The 24,030-nt window shown below is 56.3% G+C and carries 21 protein-coding genes; 15 read left to right on the forward strand and 6 right to left on the reverse strand.

Annotation, left to right across the window (positions count from 1 at the left end):
* Positions 1-70: 70 nt before the first annotated feature.
* Together HCU74_RS01425 and HCU74_RS01430 are read right to left on the reverse strand one after the other, a co-directional pair.
* Complete coding sequence (locus HCU74_RS01425; protein WP_168448611.1) at positions 71-901, reverse strand: hypothetical protein; 831 nt, start codon at positions 899-901, stop codon at positions 71-73.
* Between the two features lie 44 nt (positions 902-945).
* Positions 946-2,559, reverse strand: coding sequence for a phytoene desaturase family protein (locus HCU74_RS01430; protein WP_168448612.1), 1,614 nt, complete (start codon positions 2,557-2,559; stop codon positions 946-948).
* A gap of 392 nt (positions 2,560-2,951) precedes the next feature.
* Here HCU74_RS01430 and HCU74_RS01435 point away from each other — a divergent pair, with 392 nt between their 5' ends.
* On the forward strand, positions 2,952-5,288 hold the full coding sequence (locus tag HCU74_RS01435) for a TonB-dependent receptor (protein ID WP_168448613.1): 2,337 nt from the start codon (positions 2,952-2,954) through the stop codon (positions 5,286-5,288).
* Between the two features lie 113 nt (positions 5,289-5,401).
* Here the strand turns inward: HCU74_RS01435 and HCU74_RS01440 are convergent, their stop codons facing one another.
* Both HCU74_RS01440 and HCU74_RS01445 read right to left on the reverse strand, forming a co-directional pair.
* Positions 5,402-6,256, reverse strand: a complete 855-nt coding sequence (locus tag HCU74_RS01440) for a MaoC/PaaZ C-terminal domain-containing protein (RefSeq protein WP_168448614.1) — start codon at positions 6,254-6,256, stop codon at positions 5,402-5,404.
* A gap of 7 nt (positions 6,257-6,263) precedes the next feature.
* Entirely contained in the window at positions 6,264-6,806 is a 543-nt protein-coding gene (locus HCU74_RS01445) for a MarR family winged helix-turn-helix transcriptional regulator (protein WP_210425068.1), read from the reverse strand.
* A 277-nt stretch (positions 6,807-7,083) separates the two neighbouring features.
* Between HCU74_RS01445 and HCU74_RS01450 the strand changes: the two genes are divergently transcribed.
* From HCU74_RS01450 to HCU74_RS01470, 5 genes are all read left to right on the forward strand, one after another.
* Positions 7,084-7,995 (forward strand): SDR family NAD(P)-dependent oxidoreductase, encoded by a 912-nt coding sequence (locus HCU74_RS01450; protein ID WP_168448615.1) that lies wholly within the window; start codon positions 7,084-7,086, stop codon positions 7,993-7,995.
* 47 nt (positions 7,996-8,042) lie between these two features.
* The gene (locus HCU74_RS01455) at positions 8,043-9,503 is read left to right on the forward strand and encodes a 3-oxoacyl-[acyl-carrier-protein] synthase III C-terminal domain-containing protein (protein ID WP_168448616.1); all 1,461 of its coding nucleotides are present in this window, start codon (positions 8,043-8,045) and stop codon (positions 9,501-9,503) included.
* Positions 9,504-9,505: 2 nt separating this feature from the next.
* On the forward strand, positions 9,506-10,708 hold the full coding sequence (locus HCU74_RS01460; RefSeq protein WP_168448617.1) for an acetyl-CoA acetyltransferase: 1,203 nt from the start codon (positions 9,506-9,508) through the stop codon (positions 10,706-10,708).
* 27 nt (positions 10,709-10,735) lie between these two features.
* Positions 10,736-11,980: an acetyl-CoA hydrolase/transferase family protein gene (locus HCU74_RS01465; RefSeq protein WP_168448618.1), complete on the forward strand. Its 1,245-nt coding sequence runs from the start codon at positions 10,736-10,738 to the stop codon at positions 11,978-11,980.
* Between the two features lie 110 nt (positions 11,981-12,090).
* Positions 12,091-13,257: an acyl-CoA dehydrogenase family protein gene (locus HCU74_RS01470; RefSeq protein ID WP_168448619.1), complete on the forward strand. Its 1,167-nt coding sequence runs from the start codon at positions 12,091-12,093 to the stop codon at positions 13,255-13,257.
* A gap of 159 nt (positions 13,258-13,416) precedes the next feature.
* On the opposite strand, the gene HCU74_RS01475 is transcribed toward HCU74_RS01470, so the two are convergent.
* Together HCU74_RS01475 and HCU74_RS01480 are read right to left on the reverse strand one after the other, a co-directional pair.
* On the reverse strand, positions 13,417-14,688 hold the full coding sequence (locus HCU74_RS01475) for an OmpP1/FadL family transporter (protein WP_168448620.1): 1,272 nt from the start codon (positions 14,686-14,688) through the stop codon (positions 13,417-13,419).
* A 178-nt stretch (positions 14,689-14,866) separates the two neighbouring features.
* Positions 14,867-15,976: an alkane 1-monooxygenase gene (locus HCU74_RS01480; RefSeq protein WP_168448621.1), complete on the reverse strand. Its 1,110-nt coding sequence runs from the start codon at positions 15,974-15,976 to the stop codon at positions 14,867-14,869.
* Positions 15,977-16,142: 166 nt separating this feature from the next.
* Here HCU74_RS01480 and HCU74_RS01485 point away from each other — a divergent pair, with 166 nt between their 5' ends.
* From HCU74_RS01485 to HCU74_RS01525, 9 genes are all read left to right on the forward strand, one after another.
* Complete coding sequence (locus tag HCU74_RS01485) at positions 16,143-17,219, forward strand: AraC family transcriptional regulator (RefSeq protein ID WP_168448622.1); 1,077 nt, start codon at positions 16,143-16,145, stop codon at positions 17,217-17,219.
* 158 nt (positions 17,220-17,377) lie between these two features.
* The gene (locus HCU74_RS01490; protein ID WP_168448623.1) at positions 17,378-17,896 is read left to right on the forward strand and encodes a MarR family winged helix-turn-helix transcriptional regulator; all 519 of its coding nucleotides are present in this window, start codon (positions 17,378-17,380) and stop codon (positions 17,894-17,896) included.
* 418 nt (positions 17,897-18,314) lie between these two features.
* A complete protein-coding gene (locus HCU74_RS01495; RefSeq protein WP_168448624.1) occupies positions 18,315-19,220 on the forward strand; it encodes a VOC family protein in 906 nt (301 codons plus the stop codon).
* Positions 19,220-19,990 (forward strand): SDR family NAD(P)-dependent oxidoreductase, encoded by a 771-nt coding sequence (locus tag HCU74_RS01500; RefSeq protein WP_168448625.1) that lies wholly within the window; start codon positions 19,220-19,222, stop codon positions 19,988-19,990. Before HCU74_RS01495 ends, HCU74_RS01500 begins: the two co-directional genes overlap by 1 nt.
* 40 nt (positions 19,991-20,030) lie before the next feature.
* Entirely contained in the window at positions 20,031-20,408 is a 378-nt protein-coding gene (locus HCU74_RS01505; protein ID WP_168448626.1) for a non-heme iron oxygenase ferredoxin subunit, read from the forward strand.
* A 40-nt stretch (positions 20,409-20,448) separates the two neighbouring features.
* A complete protein-coding gene (locus HCU74_RS01510; protein ID WP_168449137.1) occupies positions 20,449-21,285 on the forward strand; it encodes an alpha/beta fold hydrolase in 837 nt (278 codons plus the stop codon).
* 50 nt (positions 21,286-21,335) lie between these two features.
* Entirely contained in the window at positions 21,336-22,226 is an 891-nt protein-coding gene (locus HCU74_RS01515; protein WP_168448627.1) for an acetaldehyde dehydrogenase (acetylating), read from the forward strand.
* Positions 22,226-23,284, forward strand: a complete 1,059-nt coding sequence (gene dmpG / locus HCU74_RS01520) for a 4-hydroxy-2-oxovalerate aldolase (RefSeq protein ID WP_345889642.1) — start codon at positions 22,226-22,228, stop codon at positions 23,282-23,284. The genes HCU74_RS01515 and dmpG overlap by 1 nt, the downstream gene beginning before the upstream one ends.
* Positions 23,284-23,973 carry a class II aldolase/adducin family protein gene (locus HCU74_RS01525; RefSeq protein ID WP_210425102.1) on the forward strand — a complete coding sequence of 230 codons (690 nt, stop codon included), beginning with the start codon at positions 23,284-23,286 and terminating at the stop codon, positions 23,971-23,973. The genes dmpG and HCU74_RS01525 overlap by 1 nt, the downstream gene beginning before the upstream one ends.
* Positions 23,974-24,030 lie beyond the last annotated feature (57 nt).

Raw genomic sequence — 24,030 nt, forward strand, 5'->3', positions numbered from 1 at the left:
GCAGTCATAGCAATCGATGAATTTATCAGGGCACCGGACAGCCCGAAGACTGCCGGTGCATTGGAGCGGGTTATGCGGGTTGTGTGCGCAGTGCGGCAGCGGGGTTTTCCGCAGACACTGACTTGTCGGCGACCAGTGCCGCGACAAAGCGAACAACGAGCAGACACAGAGCGAGTGACAGCAAGGTCAGCAGGCGAGTGGCGATCCACGGCATGTCGTGGTTAAGCGACATGAAGTAGGGCCATGCGGTAATGCCGTAGGATGCGCCCATGGCGACCACTGAAACCAGCGCCAAAGCAATACGGTTGCGACCTTTCAGGTAGGGCTCTACCAGATACAGCAGGAAACCTACCATCAGCATTGAGGTGCCGTTCAGCCAGCCCCAGGCCAGCGGGAAGCCAAAGATTTTGAACGAGGCATCGCCGTAGTAGATATAGGCCTGCGTGGCTGTGCCAGGCATTTCCATAATGACGTCGGTCATCGCGATAAGGAACCAGGTGATAAACACGCCTTTCACGGTCAGGCCCTGTTTCATTCGGGTATAGGCCCAGTAGCCGGTCATCGAAATAAAGAAGACATAGCAGGGTGGTATCAGCGCCGGAATATTCAGGTCATAGCCGATAAACGCAGGCCCGGGCAGGTTGGTGGGGTACCACAGGTGTCCCAGGTGGTCGAGCATCGGCTCGATCAGCGAGCAAATCAAACCGCCGAGAATCATCCACAGTGGAATATCGTTGCCTTTCTTCATATAGCAATAGATGGCCCAGGGTATTACGGCGATACCGAAGCCCCCGGCCCATACAGTGAATAAATTACCGACCAGCTCATTGGCCATATAGTCTGCGGGAACCGGCAGCCGCTCGGCGACTACCGGTGTCATCCACTTCTCGATTAGTGACATGGTGTTTTCCTCTCTTGTGATTATCTCTACAAATGAAGCGTGGTTTACTTCATATTCTTAATGGCGGTCAGGGCCGAGTTCCGTCCCGGCATACCGCAGATGCCTGCACTGGGGTGGGTTCCGGAACCACTGAGGAACAAACCGGGTACAGGGGTTTTATAGCCGCCAAGGGCAAAGGCCGGGCGGCCAGGTCCAAACCGGGTAACGTAGGGGTCAACGTGGTACACGCTGCCGTCTATGGCATGGAAGCGTTTTTCGATATCGGGCGGCGCCAGAGGACGACGGGCGATTTCAAGTTCCTCGATGCCGTCGTAGTACTTGGCTGAATCCTTGGTAATCATGTCGCTGATCTGATCTCGAGCTTTCTCCCAGCCGATATTTGGATTGAAGGGCACGAGACCCGACCAGAACCAGTAAGTGTCGTGGCCTTCGGGGGCCATTTTGGGGTCGAAGGCGGTGGTTACCTGGCCGAGGCCAGCGATGATTTCCGGAATTTCGCCACGAATACAGTCCTGATACGCCTTTAGACCCTGTTCGTAGGTGGCCCATTGCAGCGTGGGCAGGCGCAGATCGGCATCCCAGCCCCGTTTGCGGCGCCACTCAGAGTGTCGGCGGGGTTCAATCTTGCCCTTGAGTGCGATATTCAATTTGAAATCGGCAATACCGCGGCTGGCGGTGGGGATGTGCTTGGCGGTTACGGCGGTTTTGTGGTCAAGGATGCCATCTGGTAGCAGGTGGTTGAGCACCATTTTCGGGCTGAAGGCGGTCACGACCCCTTTCCTGGCGAAAATCTCTTCGCCGCTAGTGAGGCGAACTCCGGCAGCGCGACCGTCCTTGATAATAATTTCGTCGATTTTGGCGCTGGTACGAACAGAACCGCCGTGGTCTTCAAGGCAGCGGATCAGGGCTTTGGGGAAGGCGCCGGTGCCACCTTCAAACATGGTAATGCCCGTGCTCTGCAAAGCAGAAAGATAAATCATGCAGAACGAGCTGAGGTCAGAGCGGAATTCCATAAAGGGCAGGCCGGTCAGCAGGCAGGCGCGCACCATATCGGTTTCAAACAGCTCTTCAAGCACGGCGGCGTGGGAATTGGTCATCAGCTTGACAATGGCCGGAATATGCCGGGCGTGGCGAATGGCCCCGCCCATAGTGCGCAGCACCGCCGCAGGACTGGGGCGGTGAGCGTTAGTGTTCATCAGCGGCAGGCCGATCTTCATCGCCCGATCAATTGTATTGGAGAGGTCGAGCCACGCGGCGGCGTCCTTTTTGGAGAAATACTTGATCTCTTCCGCGGTTTTGCGGGGGTCGTTCCACATACCAATGGACTCGTCGCCGTCCTGACTCAGTTGCACGTGGCAGGGGTCGATGCGGCGCTGGCGCAAACCGTACTTGGTCTCCAGTTCCAGCTCCTGGGCGATGGGCGAAAGGCGGAACAGTGACGCGTGAATAGACGCTTCGTTGATGATGTGCTCGGGAGCTTCCGGTGCCATGGGATTGGTGGCGGTCATGCCGCCGGCGGTTTCATGGGCCTCAACAACCAGGGTCTTGAGGCCGGCCTTGGCCAGGTAACAGGATGCCACCAGGCCGTTATGGCCAGCGCCGGCGACGATGACGTCGATGTCTTTATAGTCGCCCTGGGGGCTTGCATGCTCTTGCATCTGAAACGGTCCTCTATTCGCTATACGTCGGAGTCAGTAAAAATCCAATATATTCAACTGTTTAATGGATGGTGTTAGCTGCTTTTGGTCTCGATTGTATATAGCGCTCGTTATAGTATTTTGGCTAGTCTACGCCCGCGCCGGGCGGAGTGTCAATTGCTACCGGTAACCAAGCTTACGCTTATATCAATCGAAGCCTGCTCAGGCCACGTGGCAAGGTTCGCCCAATGGTGGCCAAAGAAAATCGTCGGTTCCGACGATCAGCATAAATATAGTTAGCGTACGCTATAGTAAAGCTAACATGATTAGGTAGCTGGAATTGACGGGTTGCTTGCCCTGATGGGTGGATACCTGGCGATAGAGAATAAAAAAATCATCTGGAGTTCAAAATAATGGCTTTAAAAGCACTGGGTCGCATGTCGACGGGGCTCGCTGTAGCATTTTTGGTTGCCCCGCTCTGTTACGCGCAGAACAACGGCGAACAGAATGGTGGTGAAAAGAAACGCAGTAGCAATCGCTTGCTCGAAGAGGTTGTGGTTACGGCCCAAAAGCGCGAAGAAAAAGCCCAGGATATCCCACTCGCTATACAGGCCTTTAGCGCGGATAAACTGGATGCCTTCGGTATAGAAAGCGCCCAGCAGCTGGAGAAAATTACCCCAGGACTCACTATCACCAATGCGGTGGGTTTTAATGTCGCTTATCTCCGTGGTGTGGGTACCGATGCCTTTCTGCCCGGCGCTGATCCCAGTGTGCCGTTCTATCTTGATGGCGTGGCCTTGCTGGGCGCTCAGGGTAGTACTGACACCCTGGGGCGGGTGCTGCGGGTCGAAGTGTTAAAGGGGCCGCAGGGTACCCTGTTTGGCCGCAATGCCACGGGTGGTGCAATCAATATTATCACCCCGGACCCGGGGGTGGAGCTGGAGCTGGATGTTAAATTGGAGAAGGCCGACTACGACGAGAAGAACGTGTTGCTCTATGCCAGTGTGCCGCTGGCAGATACCTTCGCGGTAAGCCTGTCATATTTTGATACTGGTCGCGACAACTACTATGTCAACGAAGTGGGGCCGATCATTGATGTGTATTCAAAGGGCGGACGGGCTAAAGCTCGATGGGATATCTCCGAGGATATCGCGCTGACCTTTGCGGCATCCATTCAGGAAGGCAGTAATAACGGTGGGTTGGCCTTCGAGAATACTCGGGTGGCTCCGGTGTTTGCAGGGACAATAAAGCAGGACCCCAAGGCCGACCGTCGCGTGCGTTTTGACACCATGGCGGGTGCTCAGTCAGAAGCCGAACTCATGTCGCTGATTCTGGACTGGCGCACGGATTTTGCCGATATCAAGGTAATCGTTTCCGATCAGGAAGTTGCGGCACCTTTTGTGCGAGCCGACTTCGACAAAAGTGAAGACCCGATCGTGAATATCGAGTCCATCGTACAGGAGTCCTTTCAGAAAACAGCAGAGCTGCAGATCCTTTCCAACGCTGATTCGCCACTTTCCCAATACATGGAGTGGGTGGCGGGCCTTTACTATATTGAGTCCAGCGGCGGCTTTAACCCTATTGCCTTTGATATCGCGCCCAATATTCTTGATGTATTGGGTGTGCCCGCCAGTCAGCAGTTGGGCGGTGTGCTCAACCTTGTGACAACGAGCCTGGGGCAACAGGGCTTGTCTGATGGGGCGAGGGTACTTGCCTACGGTGTGCTGGATAGCGAGGCCTACTCAGCTTACACCCAGGCGACGGTATTTATTGGCACCGATATCGATCTCACTATTGGCTTGCGCCACCAGGAAGAGAAGCGAAACTTGCTCAACGCGAAAGCGGAGTTCGAAGGGGAGGATGGCAACAACACCTTGATCCGGGAAGACAATCCACCGGAGTTGTCGTCGACCCAGTTTTCGCCCAAGGTGGCATTGCAATGGCGGCCAATGGGCGACGACAATCAAATCTATGCCTCCTGGTCCCGGGCCTTCAAGAGCCCTACGTACAACACGGTAAACCTGATTGACGAGCCGGAGAGAGTTGACGAGGAGCAGGTGGATTCCTATGAACTCGGCTTCAAAAGCCAGTGGTTTGACGGTGGTTTAACCCTTAATGGCGCGTTGTTCCATATCGTGCAGGAAAATCTGCTGACCGGATTTGTGGCATTGGCCTCTGGTGGGGTGGTGAACTACGACAACGCCGGCAACTCCGAAATTTCCGGTGCGGAGCTGGACTTCCTGTGGACACCGATGCCCGAGTGGAACCCCGGCCTGGTGTTGTTCGGCGCGGCGACCTATCTCGATTCTGAGTACACCAAATACGAAGAAGGTCGCGGTTATGACGAGGAGACTGGTCTGGCCTTTGGTAACGGCGGCACCTTCCCCCTGCCTGCCCGGGATTTCACCGGTAACGACATCGTGCGTACCCCTGAGCTGACCTACACCTTTGGCTTCAACCAAAGTATTCCCCTGGGTGAAGGTGCGCTGGAACTGGGAGCGGATATCTACTACAACGATGGCTTTTATTTCCTGCCGCAGAACTCGGATCTCTATGCCCGTGAGTCCTACAGCCTGATTAATGCCCGGGTGAGCTATTTCTACGATCCCTGGGGCCTGCAGCTGACGGTGTTCGGTGAAAACGTGACCGATGAGGTCTACAACGAAGTAGTGTTTGTCGATGACTTCGGCCGGAATCAGGTGTTGAACTCGCCGAGAATTGTCGGTGCCAGATTGAACTGGACTTATTAATAGCAACCGTTGGGCATCCCGTTGTGAAAATGTGGGTGCCCTGTTTGGTTTGTCGCTATGTTAAATAAGTTTCGCGCTGTGGCCAGTTCAGCCGCAGCGCGCCCTCTGTATGTCTATTCCCGCAATGTCATCCAGCCATTGTTGACGGCCACTGTGCCCCGCTGTTTGACGGTCGCGCGAAAGCCAATACGACCCTCAAGTCGCCAGCCTTCGATAAGCAAGGTTTCTCCGGGGTAGACCGGGGCGCTGAAGCGCAGTCCGAGGGAGGCGGCGCGTTCGACGTTGTAGTCGAGTACTTTGCGGGTTAGTGTCAGGCCGCACATCCCATAGGTGCACAGGCCGTGAAGTATAGGTTTGCTGAAGCCTGCCTTTTGTGCGATGTCCGGGTCGGCGTGGAGGGGGTTGCGGTCGCCGTTCAATCGGTAGAACAGTGCGGCCCGGGGATCGATGGTCACCTCCTCGGTGAAATCCGCAGGGGTGTCCGGTAGCGCCTCAAGGGGGGCGGGTGCTTGACCGAAGCTGCCGCAGCCCCCATCGGCGCGAAGGAAGTATGAGGCGCTCACGGTACACAGTTTTTCCTCGGTGTTTTGGTCGTAAATCACTTTGTCGAAATACATTAAGGCGCCTTTGTCGGCGCCTTTGTCGACTACCGCTGGCACGTGATATTCGCAACGAATATCACCGGTGGGTGGCAGCGGTGCGTGGAACTGAATGCGTTGTTCGCCGTGCAGCAGCTTGGTCATGGTGACGTCGAATTTCTTCGCGCTCATCCACGCCCCGGGGTGGCCCAGCACGGCGGCGATGGTCGGCAGGCATTTGAGATTCTTCTCGTAAACCAGCGGCAGATCAGCGGTGTCGTAAGGTGGGCTGGCGGCGCCGAGGCTCAACGCATAGAGCATGGTATCCCGATCAGAGTAAGAGGCCAGCTTGGCGTCGAATTGGTGATGGCGAAGGGCGTCGAGGTTCATAGTCGTTTCATTCCGCTTTTGTAGAGGTAAAGGTAGAGGTTGCTTCAGGGCGGGTTGAGGCCGTCGGCGATTCCATTTCCAGCAGGTTGCGTTTCATGGCAGAAAGTAACTCTGCCAATTGCGCTTCTTGTTCCGGCGTCATGTTTTTTAATATCTCGCCATTCAATTTTGCGGAAATGGCTTCTATCTGTTGCATGACGTCAGCTCCTTTCGGGGATATCAGTAGTCGCTTCGACCGACGGTCGCGCGCGTCGGCTACCCGCGATACAAAGCCGGCTTCTTCCAGACGATCGATCAAACCGCCCAGAGTCACTTTGCCCAGATCCATTTGTCGGGCCAGTTCGACCTGCGTGTAATCCCCTCTGTTGCGGCGCGACAAATTGACCAGTACCCACCACTGCGAGCGAGTGATGCCAAGGGGTTTCAGATACTGGTCGTAAATGGTCCGGCGCAGGCGGGAGACGTCGTGGATCAAAAATCCAATTTTAAGCCGTTGTTTGTTGATCTGCTGTTGCGCTTGGGGTTGGCAATGTTTATTCACGGCTGGCACCTGCTTTGTCGGTCTTTCTGGCCCGAATTTTTATGATTAATAAGTTATCGGTTTGCATGCGTATATAAAATATGAGCGATCGTTGGCATGGGGTATGGCGAATAAACTGGTCACATATCACTGTTTTTCTGCAATTTTACCCTTTGTCCAAATGGCTCTGGACAACAAATATTTAATTACTATAAGCTAGAGAACAGTTAGCAATATAACGTAAATGCCGAATACTGGCCAGTCGATTCACAGAATCGCGCCAGAATCTGGCGCGAGGGGAGTGGAAATGCCTGATTTATTAAAAGACAAGGTGGTAGTGATAACCGGGGCCGGTCGCGGTGTGGGGCAGTGTATTGCTGAGTATTGTTCCCAACAGGGTGCCAGGGTTGTAGTCAACGACCTCGCCAGAGACGAGGATGGCAAGCCGATCGCCGAAGCAGTGGCAGAGGGCATTCGTCAGAACGGTGGGCAAGCTATCGCCTCTACCGCAAATATCGCGCAGCGCGTTGAAGTCGAAGAGATGATTCAAACCACCGTTGATCTTTGGGGGCGAGTTGATGGATTGGTGAACAATGCGGGCATACTCCGCGACCGCATTTTTCACAAGATGTCTGAAGAGGAATGGGACCAGTCGATAGCGGTCAATCTCAAGGGCTGCTTTAACACCGCTCGTGCGGTCGCTCCCTTTATGAAGGAGCAGGGGTCCGGGGCAATGGTGCACATGACTTCGACATCGGGCCTGATCGGCAACTTTGGCCAATCCAATTACGCGGCGGCCAAAATGGGACTGGTGGGATTGTCCAAGTCGATTGCTCTGGATATGCAGCGATTCAATGTCCGTTCCAACTGCATCGCGCCTTTCGCCCTCACGCCGATGATTATGGCGGGAATACCCCGGGATACGGAAGAGGGTCGCGAGCGCTGGAAAATACTTGAAAAAATGGAGCCCGAGAAAGTCGCTCCGCTGGTATGCGCGCTGATTGCTGACGGCGGCGCCCATATCAATGGCCAAATTTTCGGTGCTCGGGGCAATGAGGTGTACTTCTTCAGTCAACCGCGCCCGGTGCGCACCGCTCATATCGGCGACGGCGAGGGCATCAATGCCGAGGCCATCATCGACAGGGTCTTTCCTATGTTTAAAGACGACCTGTACCCCCTGCATCGGTCGATGGATATTTTTAGCTGGGATCCGGTTTAAGGGATTCGCCGCTGGAGCTTCTGGCGCCGTACATTTTGGAGATCTACATGAACACACAGCAGCCGATAGGTATCCGCTCGTTTGGAGCCTATATACCCGCAAGGCGCATGTTGCGCAGTGAAATTGCCAAGGCCCACGCTTGGGCGTTGCCGGGTCTGCGTGGCCTGGGTAAAGGGGAAAAGGCGTTTTGCTCGTGGGACGAGGATGTCATTACCATGGCGGTGGAGGCGGCGCGTGACTGCCTGCGCGGTGAAGCCACCGAGGCATTGGCCCGAGTGAGCCTGGCCAGCACCAGCGCGCCCTTTGGCGATGTGCAGAATGCGGCGTTGATTGCCAGTGCGATAAGCGCCCCCCGAAACGTTGCGGTCAGCGATCAAAGCGCGTCGATTCGCGCCAGCTTGAATGCCGTCAGTCAGGCCTGCGAAAGCGGCTGTGGGCTGCAGTTATTGATTGCCAGTGAGCAGCGTAAGGCAAAGCCGGGCAGCGCGCAGGAAATGTTGTTCGGCGACGGTGCAGGGGCTTTGCTGGTCGACTCCGGTGACGACCTGCTGGCGCATTATCTGGGTAGCGAATCAATCTCCGTGCCCTTTATCGACCATTTTCGTGCCACCCGCGAAAGCTATGAATACGGCTGGGAGGAACGGTGGATTCGCGACGAGGGTGTGGCCAAGCTGGTTCCCGAAGCGGTCAAGGGGTTGTTGCAACGCCTGGGCAAAGAGGCAAGTGATGTGGCCCATTTTGGTCTCAGTGGTGGCGGCCCCAGGGCCGATTCCTTTGCGGCGAAGAAAATGGGCATCGACGCGCAGGCGGTATTGCCGGATCTGCGCGACCGAGTGGGCGACACCGGTGCCGCCCATGCCTCGCTGTTGTTGATTTCGGCGCTGGAACGCGCAGTGCCGGGCGACCTTATTGTGATTGCCGCCTTTGGTCAGGGCTGTGAGGCCATCGCCTTTGAAATGATACGGGCGCCGAACAGCACTGACCGCCGAGGGCTGGCGGGCAGCCTTGAGCGTCGTCTGGAAGAAACGGCGTATATGAAAATGCTCAGCTTTGGCGGCGAAATCGACATTGATTGGGGCATGCGCGCCGAGACAGATCAAAAAACCGCACTGACCCAGCAGTATCGGGTGGCCGATCAGGTGTTTGGGTTTATCGGCGGTCAGTGCAGTGACTGTGGCACGATCCAGTTCCCGCGTTTGCCGAACTGTGTCAGCTGCGGCGGCTTTGAAAGTCAGCAGCCTGTGCCGATGGCTGACGAGAAGGCGACAGTGCTGACCTGTACCGCCGATTGGCTGATGTTCTCGGTGGCACCGCCGCTGTATATGGGCCTGGCCCAGTTCGATAACGGTGCCCGTTTATTGATGGAAATTGTTGATGTCGGCCCCGAGGGGGTCGATGTGGGTACGCCGCTGGAAATGTCTTTCCGTATCAAGGAGCGTGATCGCACGCGCCATTATCAGCGATATTTCTGGAAGGCCAGGCCACGTGCCGCGGCAGAGGGGAAGTAATTATGGCAACAGGCATCAAGGACAAGGTCGCGATTGTCGGCATGGGCTGTACCCGGTTTGGCGAGCGTTGGAACGCCGGGACAGAGGATTTGCTGGCAGAGGCCTTTAACGAGGCTCTTGCCGACGCGGGCATTGAAAAGGCGCGCATCGGCGCCGCCTGGTTTGGCTCAGCGGCGGACAAAATCAATGTGGGGAACTCGGCCATTCCCCTTTCCACGGCGCTGCGGCTCGACGGAATTCCGGTAACGCGAGTAGAAAATATGTGTGCTACCGGCACCGAAGCCCTGCGCGGTGCCGCCTATGCGGTAGCCTCGGGAGCGGTGGATATCGCCTTGGCCATCGGTGCAGAAAAGCTCAAGGACACCGGCTACGGCGGTCTGCCCCATATGCCCAAGGGTACCTTCAATGACCTTTGGCTGCCCTATGGCTCAGCCCCGGCGGGTTTTGCCCAGTTGGCCGCAGGCTATCGCACCAAATTCGGCGTCGATAAGGCTGAGTTGAAACAGGCGATGGCGCGGGTGTCGTGGAAGAGTCACCAGAATGGGGCCAAAAACCCCAAGGCCCATTTGCGCAAAGCGGTTGATATGGACACGATTCTCAACGCGCCACTGATCGCTGATCCGCTGGGGGTCTTTGATTGCTGCGGTGTTTCCGATGGCGCCGCCTGTGCCATTGTCACTACACCGGAAATTGCCCGCAGTTTGGGTAAGGCCGATCTGGTGACAATCAAGTCCTTGCAGCTGTCGGCCAGCTCGGGCCGTGAGCAAGGGTACAAGGAGTGGGATGGCAGTTATGTGCAGAATACCCGCAATGCGGCACAGGCGGCCTACCGGGAGGCTGGTATCAGTAATCCTCGGCAAGAACTGAGCAGCCTTGAAGTTCACGACTGCTTTTCCATCACCGAATTGGTGACCATGGAGGATCTGGGTGTATCCGCGCCGGGTCAGGGCTGGCGCGATGTACTGGAAGGTGTGTTCGACGCCGACGGCGAGTTGCCCTGCCAGATTGATGGCGGCCTGAAGTGTTTCGGGCATCCGATTGCCGCTTCCGGTTTGCGCATGGTCTACGAGCACTACCTGCAATTGCAGGGGCGAGCGGGCGATCGGCAACTGCCAAACCCTAAGCTTGGGCTTAGTCACAATCTCGGTGGCGTGCCTTATAACGGCGTGTGTGCGATCAGTATTGTGGGTTTGGAGGGTGCTTGATGCACTCGAGCAGGTGAGGGTGGTGCGATGACGGCGATCAGCGTCGAGCGAATGGTGCAATCCCTGCGTGCGGGGGAAAAGGTTTTTGTATCGGGCAGTGCCGGAGAGCCACGGGCCTTGACCGAGTGTATTGCCAGTCGTCCCGACCTGGCCGTTGGTGTGGAATTTTTCTGCAGTTTTATTCCCGGTGTCAACGTGCAAAATCTGGCCGGTGAAGGGCGCACCATGACGGTCAGCTTTATGCAGGGTGCTTATCGAAAAGGGCTGGCGGCGGGGCAGGTAAAATTCGCGCCTATGTCCTATAGCAATACTCAGCAGCAACTGTGCACCCCCGGGGCTATTGATACGGTGCTGGTACAGGTGTCGCCGCCGAATGAGTTGGGTTGGTGTTCACTGGGGCCTCAGGGCGAGTTTTTGCCCGGACTGTTGAAAAACCGCCCGCGAGTTCTGGCGGTGTTTAACCCACAGGTCCCCGTGTTTCCCGGCGCGCCGAAAATTCGCCTGGCGGATATCGATGCTTATTGTGAGAGCGACCTGGCGCTGGCCAGCTACGATGCGGGCAAGCCCAATAGTGTGTCTGAGCGTATAGCGGAAAATATTGCCGCCATCATTCCCGATGGAGCCACCCTGCAATGTGGCCTTGGCAAGGTGCCTAACTTGCTGGCCAAGGCGCTGGAGAATCACCGCCATTTACGAATTCACAGCGGCATGGCCAGCGATGGTATGTCGACGTTGCTGGCTGCGGGGGCATTGGACAGCGCCGCGCCGATCACCAGTATTGTTGCGCTGGGCTCGCCCGGGCTCTATGGGCAGTTGGCCGATATCGACGGACTGACAATCTGTGGTGTTGAAGACTGTCATACTCCGCAGGCGTTGGCCGGTGTGCCGCGTTTGCATGCGGTAAATTCCGCTCTGGAGATCGACCTGTCGGGTCAGGTCAATGCCGAAATGCTGGGTGGCCGCTACGTCAGTGGCCCCGGTGGCTTGCCGGATTTTGCCGCGGGTGCCCGGGCGCAACAGCTGGGCTGTTCGATCATCGCCCTGCCGGCGGCTGACCCCAGTGGCGAGCAGTCCCGTATTGTTGCGCAACTGGCTGTGGGCAGTGCGATTTCTGTGCCCCAATATTTAGTTGATGTCGTGGTGACAGAGTACGGTTGCGCTCATTTGCGCGGTGCGGACTTCATCACTCGGGGGCGGCGCTTGATCGAAATCGCTCACCCGAATCATCGCGACCGGCTGGCGGCGGAATTTGAGCATCGCTGGTTGCGTTAAGTGCTTCTATGTTGTCGAGCACTTATCATGCAAAATGGTTCGTATTAGAACAATATACATGCTAATATAATTTTCAGTGCAATGACTGAATACTTTGAGAGGTGGCTACAGTGGACTTGAATCTCACTGAATTGCAGAAAGAAATCGACGAGAGCGTACGCAAGGTCTGCGGGGAATTCACCGACGACTACTGGATGGACTGCGATGAGCACGCGCGTTTTCCCGAAGAGTTTTACAGCGCAATGGCCCAGTCCGGCTGGCTGGGCATTACCATGCCCGAGGAGCTGGGTGGCGCGGGTTTGGGCGTGACCGAAGCGGCAATTATGATGCACGCCGTGGCGGCCAGTGGCGGCGGCCAATCTGCGGCCTCGGCGATCCATATCAACCTGTTTGGGCCACATTCCATTGTGGTTCACGGCAGCCCTGAACAGAAAAAACGCTGGCTTGAACCGCTGATCAAAGGTGAGGAAAAGGCCTGCTTTGGAGTGACCGAACCGGATGCCGGACTGGACACCACAAGTATTAAAACCTTCGCCAAAAAGGTGGATGGCGGCTACATCGTCAACGGTCGCAAAATGTGGACCTCGACCGGCCAGGAAGCCCATAAAATTGTGCTGTTGGCGCGCACTACCCCCAAGGAAGAGTGCAAACGTCCGACCGATGGCATGACCTTGTTCTATGCCGACCTCGATCGCAGCAAGATTGAAGTGCGTCGAATCAAAAAACTCGGTCGCAACGCGGTCGACTCGAACGCCACCTATATCGACGACTACTTTATTCCCGACTGTGACAGGATCGGCGAGGAGGGCAAGGGCTTCTATTATATCCTCGACAGCCTCAACCCCGAGCGCGTGCTGGTGGGCATTGAAGCGGTCGGTATTGGCCGAGCCGCTCTCGACAAGGCCGCACAATACGCCCGTGAGCGGGTGGTGTTTGGGCGACCGATTGGCCAGAACCAGGGGATTCAACACCCCTTGGCGGAAGCGTGGACCTACCTCGAATCCGCCTACTGGATGTGTCTGCGCGCTGCCGACTTGTACGACAAGGGCCACGCCTGTGGCGCCGAAGCCAATGCGGCGAAATTCCTCAGTGCCCGCGCCGCCTTTGACGCTTGTACCAAAGCGGTGCTCACCCACGGGGGCATGGGTTACGCGCGGGAATACCACGTTGAGCGTTTGTTCCGTGAGTCCATCCTGCCGCGAATTGCCCCGGTGACCGAACAAATGATTCTGTCGTTTATTGGCGAGAAAGTACTGGGTATGCCCAAGTCGTACTAGCGTGTCGGCCTGAAGGTGTATGCCTTCAGGTTTGGGCTGGAAGAGAATCAAACCGCGACTTCCTCGAGTCGCGGTTTTTTTATGTCTGTTGATACAGTTTTAGCGGAAGCAATGCAGTGAGTCCCGGTGTGTTATCAATCGTTCCTGTTTGCCGAGTTGTCAGAACCCCTGTCGCCAACCGATATCCAGGGAAAAAAGAGTGTTGCTCAGGGTAATCGTTTGATCGGGAACGCCGGGGTTAACGCCGGTGATTTTTTTCTTTGGTACGTAGTTGAGGGCGATATCGAAGGTGCCTTTAGCCATGGCGCGGCTTAAGCCCATGTTGATACGCTCGTCGAAGACGGCGGTGGACACCAGATTGTTCAGCACCTGATCCCGGCCAAAGGGTTTGCGTTGAATATCTGCGAAGCCCAGGCGAAGCGTGGTGCGGTCGCTGGCGCGGTAATGCAAACCCAGTTTAATCACCGTCAGGTCGTCCCAGCCAAAGCCGGGGCCGTCGCGATCGCCGTACCTCCCCGGTGCATTGCCGGGGTTGGCCAGGGATTTCACTTTGGAAAAATAGATGCGTTGGAAATCCGCTAACAGAGTCAGTGTCGCACTGGCCTGCCAGGCAATACCGGACTGAATATAGGGTGCGACGTCCAGCGAGCCCTGTTCTGCGAGCAGCCCGGCGTATTCACTGTGTTTTTGCATACGCCCCCGTGATTGCACAGTGAGTCCGGCACGCAAAGTGTCGCTGAAATCTAGGTCGGCTCCCGCCTTTAGCGCGTAGCCGATACTGCCGGAGTGGCCGTTGTTACTAATCTTGTCAGGTGCCCGCGAGGCGGGTGCGAAAATGCTGAAGCCATTGATTTCTATCGTTTGGTAAATAACAGTTGGGCTCAAGCCAAGGCGCAGATGCTCATTGGCGGTATAGGCCCAGGTCGGGGAAATAAACAACTGGGCGATATCGGAGCCAGTGTCGCCAAAGCAAAGATAACCCTGTTGCGGTGTACCCTGTGGGCAGTTGGGATTGTCGAAGGTCTTGTAGTTGATGTTGATGCCGCCATTGCCGTAAAACACAAGGCCCATAGCATGGCGTTCGTCAATGCGCCGGTGAATTGCCCCGAAGGGGATGGGGAAGACGCCTTCAATTTCGGCGGGCACATCGGGCTCCGCGGTACGCTTGCCCGGTGCTATTACCAATCCCCCGGAGGGGGAGCTTCCTGCCGAAACATCACTGGCGTAGGCAGTTTGTTCCGCGGTGAGGAAGATGCTACCAATCTGCCAGCCATCTCGCGTCAATGAGGCCAGGCCGGCGGGGTTGGTGGCCATGCCCATACCGTCTTCGGCGAAGGCGACGCCAGCCCCGGACAATGCACGATTATTCGTACCCGCTCCGTTGAGATAGCTGCCCAGTCCGGCAATAGCGTGGCTGCTGACCGTTGTCATTGCGATAAGTAAGCCTAGGGTAAAACCAGAAGCATGATGCGCCATAGCGACTCCGCTTTTTATTGTTAAGGTGTCGAGTTGCGTGTTCTTGTACTTTGCTCGCGACCGGTGTGGTCAACACGCAAAAAAAGGGCAGCGATAGCGCTGCCCGAAGGGTTGGGATAGTCAGTGGCCAGTATCAGGCGTTGCTCATTTGTGCCTGAGGCGCTTCGGCGAACCAGTCTGGCCAGCCGGCGGCGAGGTTCTGCTGTCGAGCCAGTTCCCGTTCTTCCGCACTGGCGAAGTTCAGGTCCCATTCTTTCAGCGCTGGCATGATGACGAAGCGGTGCCATAGCGGCGGAACCAATGCCGTCAGGAAGCAGATGAATACATTGGGAACTTTTACCGCAGAGGTGTCCGGCTTCAGACGGTAGTAGGGAATATAGGCATCCAGATGGTGGTCGGCATGATTGGTAATTTCAAAGGCAACCAGGCGGCTTAAGGGCTGGAGGTGATTCCATACATGGCGGCGACCGATAGGCTTGCCGGCTACGCGCACCTGACCGTAGTGCTGGAAGTAGTTAAAGGTTTCTACCCACAGGCGTGCCAGTGCTGCGCCCAGCAGACCAAAGCCCATTGCTGTAGCGCCACCCAGGGCATACATCGCTGCAGCGAACACGATCAGGGCAATCAGTGCCTTCCATACCTGATGGTGAATCGACCAGCGTGAATAGCCGCGCTTCATCAGTGCTTCGCTTTCCAGGCGCCAGGCCGTCTTGGTGCTTTCGATCACTGCTGCCGGGGCAAAGGTGTAGAGGGTTTTGCCGCGCTCAGCGGTATCGCAATCTTCCGGGGTGCCCACGTCGAGGTGATGACCTACCATATGAGCGATGTTCCGCGTGGAGTCGAGATAAATTACCTGGCAGTAGGTGCCGATGAATTTCTTCACGGCGCCTTGCTTGTGGTAAAGCTCGTGGGTCGTGGGTACACCGATAATAACGCCCAGCCATGATGCCGACAGCATGCCGCCGACAATCTCAATCGTGCTCATGCCGCCCTGGCCGATTTGCCAGGCAAGTATCAGGTACAGACCGACGGCCATAATCGCCCCCAGCCAAATGGGAATGAGGGCCAGGTTGTCGTTGCGAATGGATCGCGAGCGCATATCCCGTGGCAGGACGCCATCGAGAAATGCGAGAATAAACAGTGTGGACAGGCCGGTCCAGGTATAGATGCCGCCAGCAATAATGCCGATGGCAGCAGCAACTTGAAGCAATGGCCCGAAATAATATCGCAGGTAGTCAAACATCTTGGTTCACCTCTAAAAATTATTGTCGGTGGCGTGGGGTTTTCCTCAGCCGTGGATTCATTATGGAGAAAAGCCTGTATTTGGGGAGGTCATTTGTTGCCATTGAGGGGTCATTTTGTGCCATACTCACAGGGTGATCGAAACCTGATGTGAACTGGGTCTGATAATGGAATTTTCCGACAGCATAATGACCAATGCGGCGATCCCGATGACCTACTCGCGGGTGGCTGCCCGTGCTTTGGGACTTAGTGAGCGACAGTTGGGCCTGCTGACAATGGGCGCAGGTATTGAAGGTAAGGACTTACTTCGCGACGACATCCATATCAATGGGCGTCAGCAAGTGCAGATTTTGAGTAATGCCCTGGATCTGGCGGGTGATCCCGCGTTTGGCCTGTATTACGGCCAGCGAATTACTCCGGCGACTCACGGCCCACTGGGGTTCCTGGTGAACAGCAGCCCGACTCTGATAGAAGCGCTGGAAGCCTTCGAAGATTACCTGCCTCTGCGTATGAACCTCACCGCCATCACCCTGCGTCGAAGTGACAAGTGGCTGGAATGCCGCATGTTTGCCAGCCCCGGTGTCACACCCAAAGTGTATCGATTGTTTATTGAAACTCTCAGTCTGGCGGTGATTGCCATCGCAGGATCGCTGCTGGGCAGGCCGCTCTCGGACGCCAGGCTGGAGTTGGATTACGCGCCGCCGGAATACGCGGGGCGATACCGCGATGTTTACCCTCTGCCGGTCACTTTTGAGAGCAGCGAAAATGTGCTGCGCATTCCCATTGCTCTGGCGCCTACGCCGAATGTGTCCTCCGACCCTCGCAACTATGAGCTGGCCTTGCTTCAGTGCCGCGATCTCCTGCGCGATATGACCAGTGAATATCACAGTACGGCGGTACAGGTGCGCCGCCTGCTATTGTCCAACGTCAACCATCAAATGGCAGAGGTGGACGTTGCTGCCGCGCTATTCGTGAGTAAGCGAACTCTGGCGAGGCGGCTGAAAGAGGAGGGTACTGGCTTTCGAGAGGTGCGCGATCGAGTGTTAATTTCCCTCGCCGAGGGCTATTTATGCAACTCCCAGTTGAGCATTGACGCGGTGGCATCACTGTTGAACTATCATGACAGCTCGAATTTTCGACGCGCTTTCAAACGCTGGTTTGGTATGTCTCCCGATGAATTCAGGCAGCGTTCAAGGCGCGGCGAGAGTGTCGCGCTGGCGTTACCTTTCAGGGGTTCACCCTAGGCCGTCAGCGGTGTTGTCTGCTAACTGATCCTGTGTTGGTTACTGATAAAATTCTCCGACAAATATGCGTACTTTCCGTATGGGAATTGTTACTATATGAAAGGTTAATATTTGGGTGTAAGTACAGTTTTCAAGCTGTCGATGATTGGAGTGTTGATATGGCTAAGCTGCCGAGTTCAAAGGGATATGATGCTGCGTTGTCCAGTGACGCGACGGTGTCCGATGAAGACGCCAAAATCCGTCTGGGGTTTATGATTCACGACTCCGCTCGCCTGCGTCGGATTGTCATTGACGAGATCTTTAAGCCATTGAAGGTGACGCGCTCCCAGGCGTGGGCGCTGGCTTATCTCTCTCGCCGCGATGGGCTCACCCAGTCTGATCTCGCCGACGACATGGATCTGGGAAAGGTTACCCTCAGTGGCCTGATTGACCGCCTTGAAGACGTGGGTATGGTTGAGCGCCGCCCCGACCCCAGCGACCGCCGTATCAAGCGGATTTTTATTACCAAGGAAGGTCGTCGGGTGATCAAGGAAATGCGTGTCATTACCCTTGAAAACAACAGGCAAATGTTGGAAGACATCAGTCTTGAAGAGGTGGTTCAAACCGTCGAGGTGCTCAAGAAGCTGAATCGTAATCTCAAGTCGATGAAGAGTGAGCTGCTGGTCAAGGACAAGTAATAGTATTTTTGGGCGGCTTTGATGCCTCTTGCCAGGTAGTCATCGTGGCCCAAAGATCACGCTCGCAGTGTTTGTCTCGTAACTTTCAGCCTTGTTCCGGGCGTGATCATTAATTGCGCTGGTTGTATCGTTGGCGAATCGGTTCCGAGACGCCTTGTTGCTCTCCCCTAACTCCCGTGCGGTGCAGTAAACGCCGCCCTGCCTCAATCACATAGCAAAGAATCGCAAGTGCTGGGTTATTGGCATATGTGGTGGCGTTGCATTGTCTTGCTGCACCTCTCCGCCGTTACAGGCTCACCTGTTCCATCAAAAATAGTGTTGACAAAAGCTCTCTATTTAAAATACAGTTCGTTTACACGGTTTGTAAGTTTTTCTTCAAGCATCGACCTATTCAGAATAACGAGAAGGGCAGATCAATATGGGTGCTCCATTTTTATATCGTCAGCTCAGCTACGTGGCGTTGAACGTCAGTGATCTGTCGGCCTCAAGGGCGTTTTATAGCGATTTACTGGGTTTGGAGGTCAGTGGTGAGCAGCCTGAGTGCGTTGCGCTGCGCTGCGACGACCATGCCGCCAGCTTGATTCTTTATCAGGCGTCGGAGCCTGGCTTGCGCAGGGTGGGTTTTCAATTAGCTGCGAAGGCGGAACTGAATAAGGCCCGTCAGCACTTTGAGGGGCTGAATTATCAGGTGCGCGATATTCCCGCAGAGGAGCTTGGCTTTTTGCGGGTGGCGGAAGGTTTCAGGGTGTATGAGCCAACCACCGGTGTTGTGTTTGAGTATTTCGCTTCGGTAATGGAGCTGGGTCGGCCTTATCAACCGGGCCTTGCCAATATCCAGCGGCTGGGACATGTGGTGCTGCGGGTGGCAGACATCGACGCCTGCTGGGCGGTGCTGGAGCGGGATTTCGGCCTGTTAAGTTCAGACTTTGTCGAGGACAAGGCGGTGTGGGCGCGCTGTTACCCGAACCCCTTGCACCACAGTCTGGCTCTGGTGAAAAGTGCGGAAAACGGCCTGCACCACGTGAACTTTATGGTCAGTGAAATTGACGACATCGGGCGAACCCGCAATCGCCTGTTGGACGAAGGAGTGGAAATCGTCTTTGGCCCAGGTCGTCACAAGCCCTCGGGCAGTGTCTTTCTGTATTTCCTTGACCCCGACGGCATGACCGCCGAGTTCAGCTTTGGTATGGAGGAGTTCCCCGTCGAGGGTGCCCGCGAACCGAGAATGCTGGAAAACTCCGCATCGACCATGGATCTCTGGGGTGGGCGGCCCAAACCGGAATTTTCCAGTGCCGGAAAAATTATCGGCGAGGACGCGGAATAATGGCTGGGGATTCGCTTAAAAACAGACTCGCCATCGTCACCGGCGCCTGTAGTGATATCGGTCGTGCCATTGCGGCGACACTGGCTGAGCGGGGGGCGAATCTGGTGCTGGCCGATCTGGAGGCCGACAAATTGACTGCCCTGTCTGACGAATTGGCGGTGGTAGCAGAGAAGCTGGGTATTCGGGTTCGTACTTTGGCTGGCGACCTGTCGTCTCAGACTGACGCGCAGGCACTGGTGGCACTGGCTGAGGAACAGGGCGGGGCCGATATTCTGGTGAACAATGCCGGGGGTGGCATCATTCTGCCATTTTTGGAGCATACGCCGGAAACACTGGTAAAAACGGTTGAGCGCAATCTCTGGACGGCACTGTGGTGTAGCTGGTGCGTACTGCCGGGAATGCGATCGCGACAGTATGGCCGCATTATAAACATCGGTGCCGATTCGGTGCGCAATGGCCTGGCCAATCACGCGGCCTACAACGCAGCTAAAGGTGGGGTTCACGGCATGACCACCGGGCTGGCACGGGAGTTTGCGCCTGACAACATCACCGTTAACACCGTGGCACCCTGTGCCGTGCAGACTGCAATTCTCGATAAATTTCTCAACGAGCAGCCAGACGTTGCCGAAAAATTCCTCAGTGTCATTCCCGCCGGGCGGGCGGCGAAAACCCGCGAAGTAGCGTCGATGGTGGCGTATCTGGCCAGTGAAGACGCCGCCTTTGTTACCGGTCAGGTTATCAGCGTGAACGGTGGCTCAACCATGCTGTGATGCGGGGCATCACGACGACAAGTTTCAACAGGTGATAATAATGAATAGTAAAGTCATCGCCACCGACAGTGCCCAGGCCGACGAGTGGAAATTCATTGCAAAGGTCTCCGAGTTACCAAAGGGCGACATCGGCACTGCCAAACATCCCGGTGGGCGCCTTGATCTGGCCATCTACCAGGTTGATGGTGAGATATATGTGACATCCGACCGCTGTACCCATGGTGCGGCATCTCTCAGCGACGAGGGTGAACTCGACGGCTATCAGGTGGAATGTGCCTGGCATAACGGTCGCTTCGATGTGCGCACCGGTCAAGCCCTGACCATGCCCTGCCGAGCACCACTTCCCTATTTTGATGTGAAGGTGGTGGGCGACGATATTTATATTAATCCCCGTCCCAAACGGTTTAAACAACTATAAATCCCCTGACCCTTACGGGCTAACGCTTCGGGAGAAGATGATGAGCAGCACTACCAATCCGGAAATAGGCAAGCGCGCAGAGCTGGGCAGCTATGGCGCGAATTATCTTGAGGCTGGCAGCCGGGAAAATCCCACTGTCATTCTGCTACATGGCTCTGGCCCCGGTGTAACCGGCTACGCCAATTGGCGTCTGTTGATTCCCCAGCTAGAGCAGCACTTTCACGTGCTGGCCCCCGATGTCGTCGGTTTCGGCTACACCGATCATCCGGAAAATTTCGATTACAACATGGAAAACTGGCTGGCTTTCGTTTGCGACTTTATGGATGCCACCGGTGTTGAAAAAGCGCACTTTGTCGGTAATTCCTTTGGTGGTGCGCTGAGTCTGGCCATGGCGGCCCGCCATCCCGAGCGGGTGGAGCGCTTTGTCATGATGGGGGCGGCCGGCATCCGCTTCGAGATTACCGAAGGTCTGCGTATTGTCTGGGGCTACAAGCCCTCGGTCGAAGCGATGCGCGAACTGATGTCGATATTTGCCTACCGCAAGGATCTGGTCAGTGACGAGATCATCAAGTCGCGCTACGAGGCGAGTATTCGCCCCGGGTATCAGGAGGCCTACGAAAAGCTGTTTCCCGAACCAATGCAGGAAAAACTCGATGGTCTATCGATTCCCGAAAGCGAAATCGAAAAAATTTCCCATCCGGTACTGCTAGTGCACGGACGGGAGGATGTGATTGTCCCTATGGATAATTCGATCAAGGCGCACCGTCTGCTGAAAAATTCCGAGCTGCATATTTTCGGTGAGTGTGGCCACTGGACTCAGGTTGAAAAGCCCGCGGCCTTTGCTGATTTGGTGCGCGGCTTTTTGCTGAGAGACTGAGCTGTCGATGTACCACAGACCAATAACGCAACGGAATATATGGGTGAAACATGGCGGTTAAACAACGGGCTGCGATTATCGGCTCCGGCAATATCGGCACCGACCTGCTAATGAAAATGAGTCGTTCTGAATGGGTCGAGCCAGTGTGGATGGTGGGTATTGATCCCGATTCCGAAGGGTTGAAAAGGGCAGAAAAACTGGGGGTGAAAACCACTTCTGATGGAGTGGACGGCCTGTTGCCAATGGTCGAGCGCGACGGCATTACATTAGCCTTTGATGCTACCTCGGCCTATGCCCACGCAGAGAACAGCCGCAAGCTGAACGCCCTGGGGGTGACGATGATCGATCTGACACCGGCGGCCATCGGGCCGTTTTGTGTGCCGCCGGTCAACCTCGCCGCACTTGGGGGCGACACCGTAAACAATGTAAACATGGTCACCTGTGGTGGTCAGGCAACGATCCCGATGGTCGCGGCGGTGTCCCGTGTGCAGCGGGTGACCTACGGGGAGATTGTGGCTACCGTGGCCTCGCGGTCGATAGGGCCGGGTACTCGAATGAATATCGACGAATTCACTCGCACCACGGCCAAAGCGGTAGAGCTGGTTGGCGGCGCTGAACAGGGCAAGGCGATTATTGTCATCAACCCCGCCGAGCCACCGCTGATGATGCGCGACACGGTGCATTGCCTTGTCGATGGCGAGCCACAGCAGGAAGCCATTACCCGGTCGGTGCACGCCATGGTGGCTGAGGTTCAGCGTTATGTGCCGGGCTATAAACTGGTCAATGGGCCAGTGTTTGATGGCCAGCGGGTGTCACTGTTTCTTGAGGTTGAAGGGCTAGGGGATTTCCTGCCCAAGTATGCCGGCAATCTGGATATTATGACCGCAGCGGCTCTGCGCACGGCGGAAATGTTGGTACAGCGTGCACAGGAGGCCGTGTAATGAGCAGCGAATCAGCAATGCAACAGTCTCGGGTAAAGCTGCACGATATGAGCCTGCGCGATGGTATGCATTCCAAACAGCATCAGATTTCGATTGAGGAGATGGTCAATATTGCCACCGGCCTCGACGACGCGGGTATGCCTCTCATTGAGGTGACCCACGGCGACGGCCTGGGCGGTGCTTCCGTCAACTATGGTTTTCCCGCCCATACCGACGAAGATTATTTGCGTGCGGTAGTGCCGAAAATGAAGCAAGCAAAGGTTTCTGCATTGTTGCTACCGGGGATCGGCACAGTGGATCACCTGCGTATGGCGCAGGACTGTGGAGTGTCTACCATTCGTGTAGCTACCCATTGTACCGAAGCGGATGTAAGCCAGCAGCATATCCAGTATGCCGCCGGGCAGGGCCTGGACACAGTGGGCTTTCTGATGATGGCCCATATGGTGTCCGCTGAAGCCCTGCTGGAACAGGCAAGTCTGATGGCCAGCTACGGTGCCAACTGTGTGTATTGCACTGACTCGGCCGGGTTTATGTTGCCCGAGGAGGTCAGTGAAAAAATTGGCCTGCTGCGTGACAAATTGCCCGCCAATGTCGAAATCGGCTTTCACGGCCATCACAACCTGGCGATGGGAGTGGCCAATTCGGTGGCCGCCATTCGCGCCGGGGCCAGCCGCATCGACGGCTCGGTTGCCGGCTTGGGTGCCGGGGCGGGAAATACTCCGCTGGAGGTGTTGGTCGCGGTGATGCATCGCATGGGAATGGCTACCGGTATCGATTTGTACAAGATCATGGACGTTGCCGAAGACCGGGTAGTGCCAATGATGGACCAGCCCATTCGCATTGATCGCGATGCCTTGACCCTTGGCTACGCCGGTGTATACAGCTCCTTCCTGCTGTTCGCCAAGCGCGCCGAGCAGCGCTACGGTATCTCCGCACGGGATGTGCTGGTCGAACTGGGGCGCCGGGGCACTGTCGGGGGGCAGGAAGATATGATCGAAGACCTCGCGCTGACAATGGCCAGAGAGAAGGGACTGGTCGCAGCGGGAGCCGGCTCGTGATGACGCCCGGCCTTGCCGAGCAGCAGCGCAAACTGCGCATGGCCGCCCGGGCAATGGCTCGGGCAGGGCTGGCCCATGCCTTTGGTCATTGCAGTTTCCGCGAAAACGACGACTACTTTTGGGTGTGCCCGCCATTGCCGATGGGGTGTATACCCGCCGGGGCCGACAATCAGCGGGTGGCCATTCGCGAGCCCTTGCCGGAAGGGGTGCTGGGCGAGGTGAGAATTCACCAGTACCTGTATCAGCGGCGCGCTGATGTCGGTGCGATAGGCCGAATGATGCCGCCGTCGATCATGGCGCTGTCTACTCAGGGGCTTACTCCGATGTGTCGCCACGGCATCGGCGCCTACTTCGCTAATTATATTCCCCTGTGGCACGACCCCAGACTGCTGCGCAATGATGCCGCCGCCAGTGCCCTGGCTGAATTGATGGGCGATCGGCCTGCACTGGTGATGCGCGGCAATGGCGCGGTTGTCGCCGCGGCCTCGCTGGAGGAAATGCTGACCTACAGTTGGTTTCTTGAGGACAGCGCGCGCATTGAGCTACAAATTCGCGCGGCGGCATTTGACCCCCGCGAAGGTTTGCTTAATACCGAGGAGATTCGCGACCGCCAGGTAAGAACCCCGGATGTCTTTCGGCGAATGTGGCTGCACCTGACCCATGACGATCCTGAATCCAGCGCAGCCTAGCTGTGCTGGCAGATGGCGCTTTGGCGCCATCACAATATTTGACACGCCCACACTGGG

The organism is Spongiibacter thalassae (genome assembly GCF_012272835.1).
GTDB lineage: Bacteria > Pseudomonadota > Gammaproteobacteria > Pseudomonadales > Spongiibacteraceae > Spongiibacter > Spongiibacter thalassae.

Bases quoted from the DNA above. Each gene is read 5' to 3' on its own strand.
- HCU74_RS01465 (WP_168448618.1), top strand. From the start codon at position 10,736: ATGACGGCGATCAGCGTCGAGCGAATGGTGCAATCCCTGCGTGCGGGG.
- HCU74_RS01490 (WP_168448623.1), top strand. From the start codon at position 17,378: ATGGCTAAGCTGCCGAGTTCAAAGGGATATGATGCTGCGTTGTCCAGT.
- HCU74_RS01495 (WP_168448624.1), top strand. From the start codon at position 18,315: ATGGGTGCTCCATTTTTATATCGTCAGCTCAGCTACGTGGCGTTGAAC.
- HCU74_RS01485 (WP_168448622.1), top strand. From the start codon at position 16,143: ATGGAATTTTCCGACAGCATAATGACCAATGCGGCGATCCCGATGACC.
- HCU74_RS01440 (WP_168448614.1), bottom strand. From the start codon at position 6,256: ATGAACCTCGACGCCCTTCGCCATCACCAATTCGACGCCAAGCTGGCC.
- dmpG (WP_345889642.1), top strand. From the start codon at position 22,226: ATGAGCAGCGAATCAGCAATGCAACAGTCTCGGGTAAAGCTGCACGAT.
- HCU74_RS01435 (WP_168448613.1), top strand. From the start codon at position 2,952: ATGGCTTTAAAAGCACTGGGTCGCATGTCGACGGGGCTCGCTGTAGCA.
- HCU74_RS01515 (WP_168448627.1), top strand. From the start codon at position 21,336: ATGGCGGTTAAACAACGGGCTGCGATTATCGGCTCCGGCAATATCGGC.
- HCU74_RS01500 (WP_168448625.1), top strand. From the start codon at position 19,220: ATGGCTGGGGATTCGCTTAAAAACAGACTCGCCATCGTCACCGGCGCC.
- HCU74_RS01525 (WP_210425102.1), top strand. From the start codon at position 23,284: ATGACGCCCGGCCTTGCCGAGCAGCAGCGCAAACTGCGCATGGCCGCC.
- HCU74_RS01450 (WP_168448615.1), top strand. From the start codon at position 7,084: ATGCCTGATTTATTAAAAGACAAGGTGGTAGTGATAACCGGGGCCGGT.
- HCU74_RS01480 (WP_168448621.1), bottom strand. From the start codon at position 15,976: ATGTTTGACTACCTGCGATATTATTTCGGGCCATTGCTTCAAGTTGCT.
- HCU74_RS01475 (WP_168448620.1), bottom strand. From the start codon at position 14,688: ATGACAACGGTCAGCAGCCACGCTATTGCCGGACTGGGCAGCTATCTC.
- HCU74_RS01460 (WP_168448617.1), top strand. From the start codon at position 9,506: ATGGCAACAGGCATCAAGGACAAGGTCGCGATTGTCGGCATGGGCTGT.
- HCU74_RS01425 (WP_168448611.1), bottom strand. From the start codon at position 901: ATGTCACTAATCGAGAAGTGGATGACACCGGTAGTCGCCGAGCGGCTG.
- HCU74_RS01505 (WP_168448626.1), top strand. From the start codon at position 20,031: ATGAATAGTAAAGTCATCGCCACCGACAGTGCCCAGGCCGACGAGTGG.
- HCU74_RS01430 (WP_168448612.1), bottom strand. From the start codon at position 2,559: ATGCAAGAGCATGCAAGCCCCCAGGGCGACTATAAAGACATCGACGTC.
- HCU74_RS01510 (WP_168449137.1), top strand. From the start codon at position 20,449: ATGAGCAGCACTACCAATCCGGAAATAGGCAAGCGCGCAGAGCTGGGC.
- HCU74_RS01455 (WP_168448616.1), top strand. From the start codon at position 8,043: ATGAACACACAGCAGCCGATAGGTATCCGCTCGTTTGGAGCCTATATA.